Here is a 19,522-nt window from a genome sequence, read left to right on the forward strand (position 1 = left end):
ATTTCCAAGGAAATATTTAAAGAATTTTCAGTCTTTTTTGTAAAATTCCATTTTATAATTTAAATTCCTTTACCAATCTCAAAATATAGTAATTTTTTTACAACATTCCTATACAAAAAAAAGACAAGGTGACAACCTTATCTTTTCCGTCAATTATTTTTCTACCACATAATGAAACTTCTTTATATTTTCTACACCTTTAATAATATGAGTAGCTCCCGCCGCCGATAATTCTTCCTTACTACCGTACCCATACATGACTCCGATAGAATCGATACCAACTTGACGCGCGCCGATTATATCGTGCTCTCGATCACCTACCATAACTACATGTTCTTTCTCTAAATCGTCATATGTATGTAAAATATGCTGAATGATGTCCGCTTTGGCAATGCGTGTTCCATCTAAATTACTACCGACAATCTCTTCAAAATAATGTGCCATCTGAAAGTGTTCTAAAATTTGTTTTGCAAATACAGTTGGCTTTGATGTTGCCACAAATAGCCGCTTCCCTTCATCCTTTAGCTCTTGTAAAACATTAGGAATATCCTCATATACATGATTTTCAAACATCCCCTTCGTTTTAAAATATTCACGGTAATACGTTACTGCATCTGTTACTTGTTTTTCATTCATTCCATATATATTCGCAAATGAATATTGAAGCGGAGGACCGATAAAAGTAAGTAATTTGTTATGATCCTGCTCATCTATTCCCATTTTTCGCAGGGCATATACGACTGAATTTACAATACCTTCTTTTGGATCTGTTAATGTGCCATCTAAATCGAATAAAAAAGTTGTATACATATATTCTCCTCCACTCACTTTACTTTATATGTTACGATCCAAAAACATGTATTCATATGAATCTCTAAATCTACTGCAAATGGTTCAAAAATAGTTGTAAGTTCTTCTTTCGAGTAATAATTTTTTATAATTTCATATTGCTGCCCACTAGCTAATAAACGGATTTTATATGTATTTTCATCATTCGGCTTAGAAATAAGTGTTCCACCAATTCCTTCGTTATACATATTATCTACCATGCATACAATCGAACCTGATTCTAAAACCTCATGAAACTGTTCTAAAAAGGAAAAAATATTTTCTTTCGGAATATGAGAAAACCAAAAATTTGCGTATGCTCCATTAAATGTTTTTGCTAATTGATTTAATCTATACGCATTTCCTTGTACAAAAGAAACTTTAGATGGCAAAAGCTTCTTTTCTTTCGCTATCGCAAGTACTTCTTCCGAATAATCAATTGCAGTAATGTACTTAGCCGTTTCAGCAACATATTGCGTCCAGTATCCTGTACCACAAGCAACCTCAAGTACATTCCTTCCTATAAACTTTTCTTTCAAAAGATCTTCTATTTGTAACAGTTCTGCTTGTCTAATAGGTTCTTCTCGAAAATATACTTCTTCATAATTCTTCGCTCGGTTACTGTAATATGCTTTCATCCCCATCCCCCTTAAATTTCTAGCCACAACCTTCACTATTTTACAAAAGAATCATTCAAATGTAAATATTCAGTCAATAAGACGCTATAAGTCACCATCAAAACAAAATTCAAGATGTACAAAACCCTTCTCATCATGTATGATTAGATTTATTTTCCAATTTATAATAGATGGTGAATACACATGACAACAAAATTAATTTTCATAGTAGTTTTTACAATTATCATTCATGCTGTGGAAACAAGTTCCTATAGTATCCGACTTGCAGGAATTCGTTTAAAAAAGATTGCTGTTTCCTTATCTGTAGTTGGAATCGTGTTACTTGTTGCGAGAACATCTAATTTACTGCAAGCCTTTTTACTTGGCGGTATCGTCGATCAAGCAAAGCAAGACACTTCCATCAATTTAGAAGGAACGATTCGTCTAATTTTATTAGCGGCTTCCATCGGTACATTACTAGCCATCTTTTTATATCCGACTCTAACAAAACTATTTGGCTATGTGATTCAAAACTTTGAAACAGACGGTTCTTTCATTCGCATGATGAAAACAAATAACATTCAAAAACTAAAATACACAAAAAAATATGTCCGTTTCCCAAAATTGGAAATGATTCATCGAATACGAGTTGGCGGTATTCCAAAGCGAATTATGCTCATTAATATGTTTGCTACCGCTATTTACACAGCAGGCGTTCTTTCTGCTTTATACGCTTCTTTTTTAAATCCTGCTTACGCAACAAATGCAAGTACAGCTTCCGGTCTCGTTAATGGATTTGCGACAATTTTACTAACTGTCCTATTAGACCCACGAATCGCTCTCTTAACAGAACGAGCCCTCCAAAAAGAAAACGGTACAGAAACAATGGGGAAAATGTACGGATGGCTTATGATTTCTAGATTTTTAGGAACATTACTAGCTCAGCTTCTTTTTATGCCAGGAGCTCATTGGATATTGTGGATTATTTCGATTACGAATTGAAAATAGATTCTCATAACAAATCCCCGGTACACTTACCGGGGATTATTTCACTTTATCTCGCTATTCGTGGGCAGTAAGACCCGCACCTCAAGATTTAGAGAGAAGCGAAGAAGAGAGATGGAGGACAACTGCCCGTTTTCCATCAGTGGGGAATGAAGCCCTCCACTGATGAAAGTTTCACTTTACATTACGGTACTAACCTTGTACAGTCTCTCGGAAATGCGTTTGCTTCACGAACGTTCGATAAGTTTAAAAATTTATATACAAGTCGTTCTAACCCAATCGCGAACCCACCATGCGGCGGGCATCCATATCGGAACGTATCAATATACGATTGAAAGTTTTCTACATTCAATCTCTTTTCTTCAAAAGAACGAACTAACATACCGTAGTTATGAATACGCTGCGCCCCCGATGTAATTTCCAATCCCTTATACAATAAATCAAAAGAGTCTGTGATAGAAGGATTCTCTTGGTTTGGCATTGTATACATCGGACGTGTTTCTTTCGGATAATGAGTGATAAAGACAAAATTGCTATTGTATGTTTCTTTTACATACTTCCCAAGCAATTTTTCTCCTTCTGAATCTAAATCGCCTATCGGTGATTCTTTTCGATACTCTTTTTGTAAAATATTTTGTGCTTCCGTCACCGTTAGTTTTGGAATGTTTGTAATAACTGGAATTTCAATTTTGAGCAACTGTAACTCTTTTGCACAATATTGCTGTACTTTTTCAAACATATACCGAAGTACATCCGTTTCAAGCTTCATTACCTCATAAAAGTCTTCAATAAATGCAAGTTCGACGTCTAATGAAATGTATTCGTTTAAATGACGAGATGAATTGTGATGTTCAGCGCGGTACACAGGTGCCACTTCAAAAACACGTTCTAATCCACCCGCTACCATCATTTGTTTATAAAACTGCGGTGATTGTGCTAAATATGCTTCTTTTTCAAAATATTGAAACTGAAATACATTTGCTCCGCCTTCCGCCCCTTGTGAAACAATTTTCGGTGTGAAAATTCTTGTAAAACCATGCTGCAGTAAATACTCGCTAAAGGCATGTGCAAACATTGATTTAATTGTAAAAATCGCTTGCACTTGTTCATGCCGAAGTGATAACGTTCGTGAATGTAACATTTGATCTAAACCGACCTGCAGTTTCTTTTTATTCACTTCAAATGGAATTGGCTCAGCACCATTTATAAGCTGCATATCCTCTACTAATAACTCTACTCCAAGTTCTGTTTTTTCTGTTTCGATCACTTTTCCTGTAACTTGCACAACACTTTCTACTTCTACTTTATATCCAGACCATTCTTTTTCAAGTACACATTGCATGACGCCTGTTCGATCACGAAGTAATAAAAAGCTAATATTCCCTAAATGACGAATTTTCTTCACCCATCCTTGTAATACAACGGTTTCATGCGGTGTACATTCGCTAATAAGCGACCGCTTCATTTGTTGACTCATACATTCCGCCTCCTACTATTAATTGTATGATTGTAAATTTATCATTATCGTTGTCATCATCATCCACGGCCGCTCACCCCTTTCAAAGAATACAAAAATCCGCCCCTATAAAAGGGACGGATTTCACCGCGGTACCACCCAAATTGTCATATTGACCACTTTTCGCCTGATAACGGTAGGTTCCGTTTACTTTTACTAGTTCTTCACGTTCAAAATAACACTCACAGGTGTCTTTCCATCACGCTGTATCGCAATCTTCTCAGCTACCGATTGCTCTCTGTAGATCAGTTCACGATGTACTTTTCCTGCTCATCGCTTTTTATATTTACGGAATATTCTATCCTTTCGAACAACGAAATGCAAGTTATTTTTTAAATAATTCGGAAAGTTATTTCTCTTACTTCTTCAGTTCATCCGATATATATGAATTCATTTTGATTTTCCGACATATAGATTACTGCTATGCAGAAAAAAAGGAGCTTCCACTCGCTTTCTTCCTTTGTTTTCACTTCGCATGTGGCAGGAAAAGGCACTGACCGCTTCTATGCATAGACAGATACTCTCGCCCACCTATAAAAAGATGGTTTTATGTCGGTTTTTTAATTCGTATTTATATAGTTTTGCTATAAACTTTCCAAAATTCATCAAATATACTGCTTTACATATTTTTTAATACGTATTAGATCTGGGTCCTCTTCCATTAATTCTGCAAAATAGCCGCTTTCATCCTCTTGTAATACGCGCTCTAATTCAGTGGTCGCTTCTTCCTTTCGATTTAATACAGCTAAATAGCATGCTTTATTATACCTGGCATTCAAATGTGATTCATCCATCAATAACACATCATCCATGAGCTCCAACGCTCTTTTTGTATCACCGCTTAGATGATGGGAAACACCAAGACCGATATATAGTTCATCCTCTTCTGGATGATGCTCTAATCCTTTTTCCAATATAGCAATCGCTTCTCGGTAACGCTCTTGATTATTGTAATGAGCACCTAAATGTATAAAACTACCACTCATCATTGGAGCATCCTCTATTAAAGCACGGAGAATATCTTCTCCTTCTTCTTCCCTTTGTAAATCTAGTAATATCGTGCCTTGCAACATTCGAATCGATGCGTCCATCGGCCTTTCTTTCAAAATGTTCTCTGTTTCACGCAATGCTTCTTGCAGCCTTGCCTCATTGTCATCTGCATGTTCTAAAAGTAGCATAATTAACTGATGGGCGATTTCATAATTCCAATGTTTTTCAAGTGCCTTACGCAATGTTTCTATTGCATCATCATTAAGATCACCATTTACATAAAAGTGAGCAAATCGCTGTACCGCCGCACTGTTCTCTTGATTTAGCTGAATTGCCGTTTCATACAAATCAATAATAGATGTAATAGAAAGTACATCTTGCGCACGTTTTCGAATGCGGCGATACATTTTCGTGAAAAATGCTCCTGCTTGTTCTTCTTGCACCATCTGTTCCATAAATTTTTGTTCAAGTGCAGAAGCTGCATACATAAACGCATAGCTTTTTTCTTCGTTTGATATGCCTAAATTCTTCAAACCATCACTTATACTTTTTCTTCGCTTTCGCAACTCTTCTATATACGTTACATACACTTCTTCATTGTGAACATTTTGCATAATAAGCTTTTCAATAACATGTAAGCCCTCTTTTTCATGAAAAGCAAGTAATATTTTCGCATAATGATGTAATATCTCTTCATGATTATTTTCCTTTGCCAGCGCCTGTTCTATATAAGCACGTTCTTTCTGCCTCTCACCAGATGCCCCGTACACATACGCAAGACTATTTAAACGCCATACTTCAGAAATAATCCCTTTCTTTTTGTTTAAAGCTGCAATCAGTTCCTTATGACGCCCAACTTTTACTGATATATTCGCTAAATGTTCCATATTTACTAATAAAGGTGCATGTTTACAACCTGCAAACATGTGATGTTGTTCGTTTTCTAAATTTTCTTCCACAAAGTAAATTTCAGCCAATTTTAAATGTGCCATCGCAAAAGTAGAATCTCGTTTCACGCATTGTAAATAAGCTTTTTTTGCTTGTTCCCATTCTTCCAATGTTTTATACACTTCCCCGATCCTAAAATGCGGGAATGGATCTTCAGTGATCTGCACTGCTCGCTCATACAGTTGAATAGCTTTCATATAATTTCCAGCCGACTCCTGTAAAATACCTAAATAACATAAATAATCTATATTTCGATTATCTTTTTCAACTAAAGTACTTAAAAACGAAATTCCTCTTTGTAAAAATGGTGTATCTTCTAGTTGGGTTACATATATTTCTAATGCATCCCGGAAATTATTTTGTATACAAACGATTCCTTCTTCCATTATCGTTAGAGCTAATTCTAATTCTCTTTGTTCTATGTTTTGATCCATAGCAGCATTCCATAATATTTTCCCAGCATTAATAAGGAAGTCGCTATCTTCAGTAAACTGTTCTTTCAATCTAAAAATATATTGTTTTCCTGTTTCATAGCTTTTTTGTTTCATGTAAACTTCACTGATTCCTACATGACAGGATGCATCTTCCTCGTCATGTTGAAGCCCGACTTCATACATTTTCAGTGCTTTTTCATATTGCTCTCGTTCTAAATAAAAGTCACCTAATTTCGCATATAATGCAGCAGATTGGACATCATGTTGCATTCCTTCTAGTAAAACCTCTTCTGCTTTTCTTTCCTCGTCTAATTCTGCTTCATAAATATCTGCTAACATGATATATGGAAGCGGTAGTTGACGATCTAATTCCTTGCCAATTTGAAGTCCGCGAATTGCCGATCTTAACTTTCCTAATTTATGAGCACACCTAGCACGCTCACACCAGACATATCCGTCTCGTTTATATTGTTTTAACAACGTAGTAAACACTTCATATGCTTCTTCATTTTGGTCCGCATCCATTAAAATAAGGGCATGATTAACGAAAACAAAACGATCTTCGTGACGACTCGTTGCAATAGACGAATACTTTAGAGCCTGCTTCAAATCATCTAAATACATATATCCAATAGCCATATAACTCCAAGCTACTGGCTGATCAGGGTCTAACTGGAGCGACGCACGAAAACTAGCAATCATATCATCATAACGAGATTCATCGAACGCAATGCGTCCTTGCGTAAAATGATAGAATGGATTAACAACTTTATGATTTACTTGTTCTAATACTGTATATGCTTGTTCTAGTTCTTCGATACGCACAAAACATTGCGCTGCATGAAGTTTTACATAATCGGATTCCGGATAAGCATATAAAGCGCGCTTCGCACAGTTATATACAAACTCCTTTCCGTCTTGTAAATCTAAATGCTTAATCGCATATAGCCATGTATAAGGATTTTCTTTATGCTCGTGTAAAAGCCTTAATAAATTTTCCACATCGTCATGTTCAGCAAATTCCATTTCATCTGTTAACGAAAAGATGCACCGGAAATACAAATCATCTTCTTTACATAATGAAGAAAGAAGCTCACTTTTCTCGTTTGGAACAATTGCGATGGATAAATAATTCGTATTTACATACTGCTTTGCAAACTCTTCATATGTAACAAGAATGCGCTCTGCAAAATTTGGATCTTGAATATATAAAATTTGCAACTGATCATTATAACCAACTACCAATTGCACATGTGAAACATGATCTATATCGACACTAAGCAAAACTGGAACACCGGCATCGATAAATTTTTTATACATATCTACTGTACCTACAAAGAAACGACTTTTATAACCGATCGCTTCTACGTATTCAACTGTTTTCGATAACTTTGATCCTATTCCATCAAAAATGTGCTTGGCAATTTCATCTTGCGTTTTGTGCTTTCCAAAAAGCTTCAATATCATTTCTATACTTGCGGGTACGCAATAATTATCTTTCTGTACGACAGGTATAATTGAAAGCATCACTTCTTTTTTCTCAGCAAAATGCAGTGCGTTGTGATAAGGAGAATCTTTTAAACTATTCTCGTTTTCTAGCAATGTTTGTAGAGTAATCCAATCATCTTTCATATAATAGAATTCCGCCCAAATTTGCGAGAAATACGGTTGATAACTATGAAATGGCAACAAGTTTTGAACTTCATGTAAAACTTGGCTTAACTCATCATATGCTTTTTTATCATATAATCTTTTGATCTTTTCTAAGTAAAAGAATGGAACTTGTGGGAATTTCCTCATCGCTTCCGTAATGATTTGTAATGACTTTTCATGTTCCCCTTTCATAGAATACAACTCTGCTAATAAATATGTTGATGTATCTGCACATTCCTCACAATTCATTCCTTTTCGCAGTACTTCTTCTGCCTTTAGCCAATCGCCTTTAAATAAATAGAAGTAGCCCCATTTATCAAAAATCGGAATCTCACTTAACTCTTCTGCTCTATTCATAAAAGTATAAGCTTCCTCATAACGACGCATTTCAAGTATGCAGCGTGCCAATACGAAATATGCCTTTGCAAGCTGCTCTTTTTTAACAGCATGACCTTCTTTTTGCAATGCCTCTTTTAACAGATCTTCTGCATCTAATGATTTTCGTTCATCAATTAAATCATCACAAAACCAAGTAAGCGTCCGAAAACTGTTAAAACGACGATGTGCATATCGCACCACAAATCTACTATAAGATGGCATCAGGCCTTCATCCAACAGTTGAATGAGTGTATAAAAATCTTCTTCTGAAGAAATTTCACCTAATCGTTCTTTCATATAGGAAAGGGAATTTTTTTCTCTTATTCCCTCAATTTCCTTTTGAATTTCCGATAAACCATTTAAAAATTCTTTCTTTTTTACATATACCCTTAATGTCTCAAAATCTCGCATCTTTTCACTCCATTCTTTTTTTCATAATTTTATATACTAGCTATAGAACTTACAATGTTTTTCACCGTTTTTTAAAAGAAAAAACAGAGCGTACACTCTGTTTTTCTTATCTTATATTTCGTTCGCTCTAAGATGAATCAATACCTGCTTATTTCCTACTTGGATTTGTTCTGCTTGTTGCATCGATTCCATGATAAATAATTGTTTCATCAGTAAGTTTTCTTGCAGTAATTCTTTATACTTCATCATTACATCCTTTAATTCCTCGTCGCATTCAATTTCAATGTCTACTCGCAAATTTACTGGCAAATTCAATTGTTTGCGATATTCCTGCACAGCGCGAATAAATTCTCGCGCCATTCCTTCCTGCAGCAATTCAACTGTCACATTCGTGTCCACCATAACGGTATATACCCCATTCGTAGCATCAGCAAATCCTGTTTTCGGTACTTTTTCAACAAACACATCTTCTAATGTTACTGTGATAACTTCTCCAGACGACAATTGACATGCTCCATTTTCATCCTTTAGAAACACTTTTACTTCTTCATTAGATAAATTTTGCAACCAATGATTGACCAAATTGATTTGTTTTCCAAACTTCGGTCCTGCCTGTTTAAAGTTTAGCTTTAACTGATATGACAAATACTCCGCTTCGCTATGTTCGATTGTCACTTCTTTTACATTCAGCTCATCCATTATAATTTCTTTATACGAATCCCAATCCATTTCTTCCTTCGTATTCTCAAATACAACAAGTTTTGCTAATGGTTGTTTTACTTTTAATGTGTGTTGATTTCGAATGCTACGTCCAAGCTCAACTACTTGTAAAACAGCTCCCATCTCTCTTTCAAGCTGTTTCTGAATTAGTGCTTCTTCACATACTGGATAATCCGTCAAATGAACACTGCTGCCTTCTAAATTGAAATGAATATCTTCAGCTAAAAATGGTGTAAACGGAGCAAGCAGCTTACTAATCGTAACAAGTACTTCGTAAAGTGTAGCGTATGCTGCCGCTTTTTCAGCATTCATACCAGATGCCCAAAAACGATTGCGTGAACGTCTTACATACCAATTACTTACTTCTTCAACTAATAACGCTATTTCACGTGCAGCTGTTGTAAATTGATAATCTTCTAAAGCTATACTTACCTTCTGAATCGTGCTATGCAACCTTGATAATACCCATTCATCCAGTTTTGTTTTCTTTGTACGATATTCCTGTTTTGGATTGTATCCATCTAAATCCGCATACAATACATAAAAGCTATATACATTTAACAACGTATCAACTAGTTTCGACTTTGCTTCTTGTACAGTTCTTTCTGAAAATCGTTTCGGATTCCACGGCGCACTATCTACAAGCAGCGCCCACCTCAAAGCATCCGCTCCAAATTTTTCTACTAAATCTACTGGGTCTAACGCATTCCCTTTACTTTTTGACATTTTTTGCCCATTTTCATCTAACACATGCCCAAGTGATAATACACGCTTATACGGGGCTCTTCCGGTGTACAGTGTAGACACCGCAAGTAAGCTATAAAACCATCCGCGCGTCTGATCAATTCCTTCAGCAATCACATCCGCCGGAAACTGTTCATCAAATAACTCTTTATTTTCAAATGGATAATGATACTGAGCAAACGGCATCGAGCCACTATCAAACCAAACATCAATTACTTCTGGCGTACGTTTCATTGTTTCACCGCATTCGGAACAACTGATTTTCACTTCATCTACATATGGTTTATGCAATTCAATATTTTCATCAACCATTCCAATTGCGTATTTTCTTAATTCTTCAATGCTTTTCGGTGCAAATTGATGGTAACAAGCTTCACACTCCCATACATTTAGCGGTGTACCCCAATATCGTTTCCGGCTAATGTTCCAATCTACCATGTTTTCTAAAAAGTTACCAAACCGGCCATGTTGAATATGTTCTGGATACCATGTTACTTCATTATTATTTTGTAAAAATTGCTCTTTTAACGCAGTTGTTCGAATGAACCAACTTTCATTTGCGTAATAAAGTAGCGGTGAATCACAGCGCCAACAATGCGGATAACTATGTTCATACTTCTCCTTATGATAAAGAAGACCGTGCTCAGCTAAATAGCGAACAATATCAACATCACATTCTTTTACAAATTTCCCTTGTAAAAAAGGAACATCAGATGTGTATTCTCCTTTCTCATTTACAACATTCACAAATGATAGTCCATGTTCTTGGACCACTTTATAATCATCTTCTCCGTATGCAGGTGCAATATGAACAATTCCTGTACCGCTATTGGCTGTGACAAAATCAGCATTTACAACAAAATAACCATTTGTGACTTCTACAAATTGAAATGGCGGTATATAAGAAAGACCTGTTAACTCGCTTCCCCTGTGAACAGATAACACTTTATACTCTTTCTGCAGGACATCTTTTGCTAACTCTTTCGCCACAATATAAACCGCATCCCCTTGCTGCACCCTCACATATTCTAGCTCTGGATGAACTGCTAACGCTACATTAGCTGGAAGCGTCCATGGCGTCGTTGTCCAGCCGAGAAGATACTCGTTTTCCCGATCTGTAAGCTGAAATTTAACTGTTGCACTTAAATCCTTCACTGTTTTATATCCTTGCGCCACCTCATGTGAGCTTAATGATGTTTGGCAGCTTGGGCAATAAGGAGAAACGCGGTGACCTTTATACAGCAATCCTTTTTCATGAATCGTCCCAAGAACATGCCAAACACTTTCAATATAGGAATTATCAAGCGTAATATACGGCGCATCCATATCAACCCAGTAACCAATACTCTCTGTAAACTCACGCCACTGCTTTTCATACGTAAATACACTCTCTTTACACTTTGCCAGAAAGGCTTCTACACCGTACTTTTCAATATCATGTTTACCAGAAATACCAAGATGCTTTTCAACGCCTAATTCCACCGGTAATCCATGTGTATCCCATCCAGCCTTACGCAGTACTTTATATCCTGTCATCGTTTTATATCTTGCAACCAAATCTTTAATGGTACGTCCTAGGGCATGCCCAACATGTGGAAGACCATTTGCGGTTGGCGGTCCTTCATAAAATACGAAAGATTGTGCACCTTCACGATTTCGAATCGATTGCACAAAGGCATTCTGTTCATTCCATTGCTTACGAATTCGAGCTTCTCTCCTTACTGCTAATTCTTTCACATCTACCTTCTTCATCTACAATCACTCCTTAAGAATTAATGAAAAGTACACAAAAAACCCGTCCCTATCATTAGGGACGGGTTTACCCGCGCTACCACCCTACTTCTATTGATCAATCGTTCATCAATAGCACTCAGCAACGTACAATCATACGCGTTCCTTGTAACGGTAGACAACCGTTCGAACTTACTAAGTTCAGTCCGACTCCTCGGAGATGATTTTCAAACATATACCGAACACCGGTTTTCAGCAAGGCACCGGCTCTCTGGGGAACAGTGATATATTTTACTCGTTCTCGTCATCAGATTTGTATACTTTTGTTAACAGTTATTTTATTCCAATGCAACTCCAATTGTCAATTGATTTAGAATATTTTTCTGATTTATATATATTTCATTTTTATCTTTGCTACCCTTATTTATTCTACTTCTTTAAGAACGTTACATGAATAACAGAATGTCGCATGGTTAAACTACTGAAAGAACCAAACATGTTTATTATCAGGAAAAAACGAAGTAATCTATACATCAATTACTAGATTTTAAAACAAAATGGTGGTGTTTTTATGTCAGATTTTTTAGAACCAATCGAGTATGAAACAGGTACAGCAATTCAGACTTTCAACATTATCGAAACGAACGCTACTACTGATGGATATGAAGTTCTCCTAAATATTGACTTAGACAGTGGTTACGAATTAGAAAATGTCAAAATGCATATTACCCTTGAAGAATTAGCAGGGTACGAAACGATTGATATTCATGAAGGTGTGAAGTATGCTTTAGGATTCTTTAATAATTAATTATTTAATGTTTACACTTTCTCCTTTGCCCCTTATGAATTGGGCCACCTACTAAAATTAGCGTTTTACTTGAAATTACCAATCAATGGGACATTTATAATGTAAAGAACCTTTCATAAGTAGATTATAGGATAAAAATGTATGTTTTTCTAAACAAAAAACCAATGCATCTTCACCTTTCATTGGGCTATGCCCTGTACATAAAAGGATGGAGATGCATTGGTTAAAAATGTTAAATCATACCCAATACTTTAATATGAAATTGCTCGTCTATTTTGAGTAGACCAATTGTTATAAAAATCAGACCAATACATAGAAGCGTTTTTCTCACCAGTCCAAGGATCGTTATAATAAAAATAGTTTTCATCATACCCTACAAGTGTAATAGCGTGAACTGTAAAACCATGCATAGTCATCCAAACTACGACAGGTTTCCCCGCGTCTAAATTACTTTTTATTTCTAAACCAGTTAGATTTATTGCACTACCTGTGTATTTACGTACTAAATCCATCAAAGCTGGAGGATATATAGTCCAACCTCTACCAAAAGGGTTTCCTACAAAACCTTGATTTGGATCAAAACTAGAATATGGCATTTCGTATGCAAGTTGAACTTTATCTACGTTCGCACCTGCATATTGTAACATCATAGTTACAGATGTTATCTCACAACCGGATACTAAATTTCTTGATGGAATATAAGGATCACGTTGACTAATAATCGGTACATCCAAATGTGGATAAGTAGAACCTTGAACAACTGCTCTACTATCTATCCAATTTAAATTACCTTTAGAGTTTTTAAAACCATACCATGTAACACCATTATAATTTACAGATAATTTTACATTTAAGTTCTTATTAGTAAAATCAGAAGCAGAGCCAATATAAGCTGCATTTTGCATACCATAAGGTCTTGACCATACAGTATGGCCCTGAGTATTTGATACATGATAAGTCTCATTCATTTCCACTATGTTAGATGCATTAGAAACTGCCTTAGAGTCAATCCAACCAACTTCTTTACCCTCTACTGTAAAATGATACCAAACTGTTTGTTCCGTTGTTAAACTACCAATTACTTTAATAGGTTTATTTACATAGTTATTTGCAGAACCTACATATTTAGCGTTCTTTTCACCATAAGGTAAAGTCCAAACATCATGACCGTATGTATCTCCTAATAATACCGTTTTATTTTCTTCATTAATCACAAGATTAGATAATGTTCTTGAATCAATCCAACCAAGTACCTTATCCCCTAATGTGATTTTACTCCACACAATATTATTTTTCTTTACTTTTTGGATCACTTTAACTTGTTTAAAGCTATAATCACTAACAGATGCAATCCAATGAGCACCGTATTCTCCATATGGTACACTCCAAATACCGTCAGAAGGTTTTGCAGAACCACCAATTAATGCTGAACTGTTTTCAACAGGCAAATTTTCCAGATCAGTTACAGCTTTATCACCATCTATCCAACCAACTACCCCTTTATCATTTTTAACTTGATACCAGTTTGTAACTCCCTTCTTAACCGTCTTTATTACTTGTACTGTTTGATAAGCATAATTATTAGTAGAACCTAAGTATTGAGCACCCATCACACCATAAGGTTTTGACCATATCCCGTTACCGTTTGTCGTTCCAATTGTTATAGAGAAATTAGCAGGTTTTGCCTCACCTTTGTCTAATGCCTTAGCGTCAACCCAACCGATTACTTTACCGTCCACACTAAATTTATACCAAGTTGTATCTCCAAAAGTTGCTTTTTCTATTAATTTAATGTTATCGTATGCATATTTATCTGAATTATCTACATAGTTTGCACCCTTAACGCCATACGGTAAAGACCAAATACCATTATTAAAAGTCGCACCCATTATAAAGTCTTGATTTATTTCTTGTATGTTCGATAATTTACTTAATACTTTACTATCTAACCAACCTATTGTTTTACCGTCTATACTAAATTGATACCAAGTTGCATTATTTACTACCATTTTTTGAATCAGTTGAACTTCTTTTCCTGCATGCTTATTTGTGGAATCAATATAGTTTGCACCTTGTAATCCATATGGCACAGACCAAATACCATTACCTTGTGAAAACTCAATAATTTGAGTCTCTTGTACATTTGTCGTGCTAGGTTGTGAGTTAGATGATTTAGTACCATCCTCTGATTTGACCTCATTACTTTGTATGTTAAATGATTTAGCACTGTTATTTTGTTGACTATTCGATTCTACATCTCTATCCTGTATATTTTCTGATTTAACATTACTATCTTGTGGGTTTTGTGAATTATTTGATTTAACTCCATTAGTTTGCGAGTTGTCTGTTTGTAAATTATCTGTTTTGAAACTATTATCTTGTGATTTATCTTGTAAATTATCACCAACTTGATTTTCTTGTACTTTTGTAATGTTAGATTGTAAGTTATCAGCTTTTATCAACGTTGGTTCTGATAAAAATAAACATGCCCCAGTTACCCCTAGCACCGCAACTGATTTACTACGTATCTTTAACTTATTACTTTTACTCATCATTCTTATCCCCTATTAAATTTAAATTGTAAGTTTAATTGATTTGTTTTTTTCTTATTCGCATACTTAGAGAGTATAAAATATTTTATGTAAATGAAAAAAGACGTAAAAAAACCTTTTCTTATGAGAATTGAGTTACCTCAAATAATTCACAGAAAAGAGGTCGTCCTATGAAACAGTTTACATTAAAAGTCATCAAAGCACTAGTCCAAAAACAATATATTACAAAAGCTTACCGTGAACAAAAGCAGTGAATACGCTACATGCAACATACTTAACAGCGTTTTTAGACTATACAAAATATGATTGTATTGGTTTCAAATTAGACCACTCACATAATGGTTCTTTTTCACGTACGCAACACACAGAGTACGGTGATGTAAACATACAAATCACATGTTATTGGAATAGGTAATTTTCCTGTTCTCAAGATTTCTCATATCCCCCGATTAGTATGACATATGTCATATACAACACTTCACAAATATTGTAATTTATTATGTATCATAAAAAATAGAAAGTATTTTATCTACAAACTAGCGTTTTGACGTATAACAGGACCTCATATGAGCACGTTGATAAGAAGTTTGTATATGATAACTATTAAAACTAACTATATTTGGAGGATTAATATGAAGTACGAAGTTATAATATTTGATGCAGACGAGACTTTATTTGATTTTAAAAAGTCTGAAAAACATGCGCTTAAAAATACAATGCTAGCGTGTAATATAGAGTATGATGAAAGCTACCATTTAAAAGTATACAAGGATATCAATACAGCTATCTGGAAAGAGCTTGAGGATGGACTTATTACTCAGAAAAACTTAAATGTTGAAAGATTTATACGGCTATCAAATAAATTAAATGCTGAATTTGATGAAGATGAATTTGCACAATTATATATGAAACATTTATCTTATGCATCTTTTTTATATGATCAGAGTATAGACCTTGTAGAAAGTCTGCATAAAGACTATAGACTTTCTATAATCACCAATGGTCTCAAAGATGTTCAAGATAATAGAATACGGAAATCTGTTATAGCAAAATATTTTGAAGATATAGTAGTCTCTGAGGATGTTAATGTATCGAAGCCAGATTCTAAAATATTTGAACACGCATTAAACAATATAAAACATACTGACAAGAGCAAGGTATTGATGGTAGGAGATAGCTTAACTTCTGATATACAAGGCGGAATCAATTTTGGTATCGATACGTGCTGGTTTAATCCTAATAAAATTGCAAATACATCAGAATTTAAACCTACTTATGAAATTTCTAATTTGCTGGAGCTTAAAAACATACTAAAAAAATAGATAAATGTTGAGAAGAGAAAGGAATTGATGAACACTCAATCCCTTTCTCTTTTACATCTGTTACATCTCCTCAGGTGCCTCTATCCCAAGTAAACGTAAACCTTCTTTTAGCACAACCGCCACCGCACATACGAGCGCAAGTCTACTTTCTCTCTCTACAGTTTCTTCTAAAATACGAACGTTACCGTAATATTTATTAAATGCTTGTGCTACGTCTAATATATATTTCGCAATATGAGATGGTTCATATTTAGCAAACGCTGTTTCAATGACTTGTGGAAAACGATGCAATAGTTTTATAACGGTCCAGCTTATATCGTCTGTTAACTGTAACTCTTGTTTTTCAATATCGATATCGCTTTTTTTCAATAGTGAACAAGTACGCGCATGTGTGTATTGTACGTATGGTCCCGTTTCCCCTTCGAATTTCAACATACTTTCAAGCGAAAATTCAATGTTATGCATGCGTTCATTTTTCAAGTCATGGAAAATAACTGCACCAACCCCGACTTGTCTTGCTACTTCATCTTTGTTCTTTAAGTTAGGATTCTTCTCTTCAATATTTTGCTTTGCTAGCGTAATTGCTTCTTCTAACACCTCTTCTAATAAAACAACTTTCCCTTTACGAGTAGACATTTTCTTACCATCTTTTAAAATAAGTCCGAATGGAACATGAGACATACCTTCTACCCACTGGAATCCTAATTTCTTTAGTACAGTGAAAAATTGCGAGAAATGTAAACTTTGTTCATCTCCAACGACATACAGTGCTTTATCAAATGTATACGTGTTTTGACGATATAATGCAGCCGTTAAATCACGCGTTGCATAGAGTGTTGCACCATCTGATTTTTTAATTAAACATGGTGGCATTCCTTCTGCCTCTAAATTAACAACTTGTGCCCCGTCTGATTCTTCTAGTAAATGATGTTCTTCGAGAAGCTGAACCAAATCATTCATCTTATCATTGTAAAATGCTTCTCCTTGAAAATTCGAGAATTCTACGCCAAGCAGTTCATAAATACGAGAGAACTCTTTTAACGATTCGTGACGGAACCAGTTCCATAAGTACACTGCTTCTTCGTTATTATCTTCTAATTTCTTAAACCAAGCACGCCCTTCTTCTTCAAGGTCTGGATACTCTTTTACGTCTTCATGGAAACGTACGTATAACTTAAATAACTCACGAATCGGATCTTCTCTAACAAGCTCTTCATCGCCCCATTTTTTATAGGCGGTAATCAGTTTTCCAAACTGAGTTCCCCAGTCACCAACGTAGTTAATGCCTACAACTTCATACCCACATTTTTCGCATATATGTTTTAATGCATTTCCAATCATTGTAGAACGTAAATGTCCCATCGAAAACGGCTTCGCTATATTAGGAGATGAATAGTCAATTACAACCGTTTTTTCTTGTCCAAAGTGCAACTGTCCGTATTCTTCTTTTTCGTCTAGTATTACATTTAATACTTCATTACTTACAGTTTGACGATCGAAGAACACATTTACATACGGTCCAACCGCTTCTACTTTTGTAAAAAATGGGTGAGATAATTTATCTGCTAATTCCTGCGCAATAACTGCCGGTGCTTTTTTATATTGTTTTGCTAATGTGAAGCAAGGAAAAGCAGCATCTCCAAACTCATCTTGCTTTGGCGTTTCAATTAAAGCTTCAATTTGTTGTAATGATAAACCTGGTTCTAATACATCGAATACATGCTGTGCAAACTTCATTTTATATTCCATCAGTATCTTCCTCCTTTTTATCAATAAAAAAACTCGCCTCTTTTCTAAAAAAGAGACGAGTTTACACCCGTGGTACCACCCTTGTTGTTCATTACGAACCACTTTCCCGTTTATAACGAGGTGAGGGGGCCCCGGCTTACTCTACTACACCATTCAAGCAGCATCTCCGAAGTGCGCTTCATTATTTTCTCAGCACTAGGCTTTCACCATCCCTAGCTCGCTATTGCTTCTGAAAATAATTACTCTCTTCATCCAAGATTTTCTATAAAATTTATTATAATCTATTATACATATTGTCTAATAATTAGCAAGTTTCAATTACACCAAAATGAAATTTTGCGCTTTTTCGTTTATAGACAAAGAAGTTATGTTTTTCAAAGCGCATACTGCGAAAATGATCCTTTAACACAACTCGTTTTCGCGCCACACGCTTAGCTTCTTTCATTGTCTCATCCGTAATATCATTGTATAGTGCAAAATGTTTTAAACCACGAATCCCATCTGATTCTAATACTGTTTCTTCAAACATTGGATCTAAATATACTACATCATAGCTATGATCTGCACATTGTTGCAAAAAAGCTAAATGCTCCGTATGCATTACAGTAATTCGCTGCATCGCTTCGTTAATTTCTATTAGACCTGCATCCCACCGCTTAAGACCTTTTTCAATCAAATATGCCATATAGCAATTACCTTCTAACCCAGTGACTTGTCCTGCTTCTCCTACAGCATAACTTGCCACAATGCTATCAGATGCCATACCAAGTGTACAATCTAACACCGTCATCCCTTCTTCTAGCTGCGCGGCTTGCAGAAACGGATCATGTTCACCACGCATTAATCGTTTCACGCGAAACATAGCTGAGTTTGGATGAAAAAAGAACGATTCTTCCGTTCCTTGCGGGTAAATCGCTAAGCGATTTTTCTGGGCAACAAGTACATCTTGTTTATATTGCTCATGTAATTCATAAATAGGACGATCATTCCTTACAAGAAAAGAACTTTGTAAATCCAGCGCTATTTTTTCAGCATATGCGGTCATTTCTTTATTTGTTCGTCCTGCTGTCGTTACAATCATTCTTTCACCTCATTAAAAAGAAAAAGGGAGAAAAT

11 protein-coding genes, 1 pseudogene and 3 other annotated features are annotated in these 19,522 nt (G+C 35.4%); of the genes and pseudogenes, 4 read left to right on the forward strand and 8 right to left on the reverse strand.

Going from position 1 to position 19,522, the window contains the following annotated elements; genetic code table 11:
* Window positions 1–153: 153 nt before the first annotated feature.
* Together Q9306_RS04655 and Q9306_RS04660 are read right to left on the reverse strand one after the other, a co-directional pair.
* Entirely contained in the window at window positions 154–810 is a 657-nt protein-coding gene (locus tag Q9306_RS04655) for an HAD family hydrolase (RefSeq protein WP_306195809.1), read from the reverse strand.
* A 14-nt stretch (window positions 811–824) separates the two neighbouring features.
* Entirely contained in the window at window positions 825–1,466 is a 642-nt protein-coding gene (locus tag Q9306_RS04660; RefSeq protein ID WP_306195813.1) for a class I SAM-dependent methyltransferase, read from the reverse strand.
* A gap of 183 nt (window positions 1,467–1,649) precedes the next feature.
* On the opposite strand from Q9306_RS04660, the gene Q9306_RS04665 reads away from it, so the two are divergent.
* Window positions 1,650–2,447, forward strand: a complete 798-nt coding sequence (locus Q9306_RS04665) for a lipid II flippase Amj family protein (protein WP_306195815.1) — start codon at window positions 1,650–1,652, stop codon at window positions 2,445–2,447.
* Between the two features lie 187 nt (window positions 2,448–2,634).
* Here the strand turns inward: Q9306_RS04665 and aspS are convergent, their stop codons facing one another.
* The 3 genes from aspS to ileS all read right to left on the reverse strand — a co-directional run bounded on the left by aspS (window position 2,635) and on the right by ileS (window position 11,996).
* Window positions 2,635–3,927 (reverse strand): aspartate--tRNA(Asn) ligase, encoded by a 1,293-nt coding sequence (aspS, locus tag Q9306_RS04670; RefSeq protein ID WP_306195817.1) that lies wholly within the window; start codon window positions 3,925–3,927, stop codon window positions 2,635–2,637.
* A 109-nt stretch (window positions 3,928–4,036) separates the two neighbouring features.
* Window positions 4,037–4,249 (reverse strand) — a binding site (T-box leader).
* A 322-nt stretch (window positions 4,250–4,571) separates the two neighbouring features.
* Entirely contained in the window at window positions 4,572–8,780 is a 4,209-nt protein-coding gene (locus Q9306_RS04675) for a tetratricopeptide repeat protein (protein WP_306195819.1), read from the reverse strand.
* A 111-nt stretch (window positions 8,781–8,891) separates the two neighbouring features.
* Window positions 8,892–11,996, reverse strand: a complete 3,105-nt coding sequence (ileS, locus tag Q9306_RS04680; protein ID WP_306195821.1) for an isoleucine--tRNA ligase — start codon at window positions 11,994–11,996, stop codon at window positions 8,892–8,894.
* A gap of 54 nt (window positions 11,997–12,050) precedes the next feature.
* Window positions 12,051–12,292, reverse strand: a binding site (T-box leader).
* A 254-nt stretch (window positions 12,293–12,546) separates the two neighbouring features.
* Here ileS and Q9306_RS04685 point away from each other — a divergent pair.
* Window positions 12,547–12,783 carry a hypothetical protein gene (locus tag Q9306_RS04685; protein WP_306195823.1) on the forward strand — a complete coding sequence of 79 codons (237 nt, stop codon included), beginning with the start codon at window positions 12,547–12,549 and terminating at the stop codon, window positions 12,781–12,783.
* Window positions 12,784–13,034: 251 nt separating this feature from the next.
* Here Q9306_RS04685 and Q9306_RS04690 read toward each other — a convergent pair whose 3' ends face one another.
* On the reverse strand, window positions 13,035–15,335 hold the full coding sequence (locus tag Q9306_RS04690; RefSeq protein WP_306195825.1) for a GW domain-containing glycosaminoglycan-binding protein: 2,301 nt from the start codon (window positions 15,333–15,335) through the stop codon (window positions 13,035–13,037).
* 170 nt (window positions 15,336–15,505) lie between these two features.
* Between Q9306_RS04690 and Q9306_RS04695 the strand changes: the two are divergent.
* Together Q9306_RS04695 and Q9306_RS04700 are read left to right on the forward strand one after the other, a co-directional pair.
* Window positions 15,506–15,729 (forward strand): annotated as a pseudogene (locus tag Q9306_RS04695) (IS256 family transposase); the annotation flags it as partial.
* A 238-nt stretch (window positions 15,730–15,967) separates the two neighbouring features.
* On the forward strand, window positions 15,968–16,657 hold the full coding sequence (locus Q9306_RS04700; RefSeq protein ID WP_306195827.1) for a YjjG family noncanonical pyrimidine nucleotidase: 690 nt from the start codon (window positions 15,968–15,970) through the stop codon (window positions 16,655–16,657).
* A 60-nt stretch (window positions 16,658–16,717) separates the two neighbouring features.
* Here the strand turns inward: Q9306_RS04700 and argS are convergent, their stop codons facing one another.
* Together argS and Q9306_RS04710 are read right to left on the reverse strand one after the other, a co-directional pair.
* Complete coding sequence (argS, locus tag Q9306_RS04705) at window positions 16,718–18,406, reverse strand: arginine--tRNA ligase (RefSeq protein ID WP_306195829.1); 1,689 nt, start codon at window positions 18,404–18,406, stop codon at window positions 16,718–16,720.
* Window positions 18,407–18,454: 48 nt separating this feature from the next.
* Window positions 18,455–18,670, reverse strand: a binding site (T-box leader).
* A gap of 40 nt (window positions 18,671–18,710) precedes the next feature.
* Window positions 18,711–19,487 (reverse strand): class I SAM-dependent methyltransferase, encoded by a 777-nt coding sequence (locus Q9306_RS04710; protein WP_306195831.1) that lies wholly within the window; start codon window positions 19,485–19,487, stop codon window positions 18,711–18,713.
* Window positions 19,488–19,522 lie beyond the last annotated feature (35 nt).

It is taken from the genome of Bacillus multifaciens (assembly GCF_030756675.1).
Lineage (GTDB): Bacteria > Bacillota > Bacilli > Bacillales > Bacillaceae_G > Bacillus_A > Bacillus_A multifaciens.

Excerpts from the sequence above, each read along its gene's own strand:
- Q9306_RS04655 (WP_306195809.1), bottom strand. The coding sequence starts at position 810 with ATGTATACAACTTTTTTATTCGATTTAGATGGCACATTAACAGATCCA.
- Q9306_RS04660 (WP_306195813.1), bottom strand. The coding sequence starts at position 1,466 with ATGAAAGCATATTACAGTAACCGAGCGAAGAATTATGAAGAAGTATAT.
- Q9306_RS04665 (WP_306195815.1), top strand. The coding sequence starts at position 1,650 with ATGACAACAAAATTAATTTTCATAGTAGTTTTTACAATTATCATTCAT.
- aspS (WP_306195817.1), bottom strand. The coding sequence starts at position 3,927 with ATGAGTCAACAAATGAAGCGGTCGCTTATTAGCGAATGTACACCGCAT.
- Q9306_RS04675 (WP_306195819.1), bottom strand. The coding sequence starts at position 8,780 with ATGCGAGATTTTGAGACATTAAGGGTATATGTAAAAAAGAAAGAATTT.
- ileS (WP_306195821.1), bottom strand. The coding sequence starts at position 11,996 with ATGAAGAAGGTAGATGTGAAAGAATTAGCAGTAAGGAGAGAAGCTCGA.
- Q9306_RS04685 (WP_306195823.1), top strand. The coding sequence starts at position 12,547 with ATGTCAGATTTTTTAGAACCAATCGAGTATGAAACAGGTACAGCAATT.
- Q9306_RS04690 (WP_306195825.1), bottom strand. The coding sequence starts at position 15,335 with ATGAGTAAAAGTAATAAGTTAAAGATACGTAGTAAATCAGTTGCGGTG.
- Q9306_RS04700 (WP_306195827.1), top strand. The coding sequence starts at position 15,968 with ATGAAGTACGAAGTTATAATATTTGATGCAGACGAGACTTTATTTGAT.
- argS (WP_306195829.1), bottom strand. The coding sequence starts at position 18,406 with ATGGAATATAAAATGAAGTTTGCACAGCATGTATTCGATGTATTAGAA.
- Q9306_RS04710 (WP_306195831.1), bottom strand. The coding sequence starts at position 19,487 with ATGATTGTAACGACAGCAGGACGAACAAATAAAGAAATGACCGCATAT.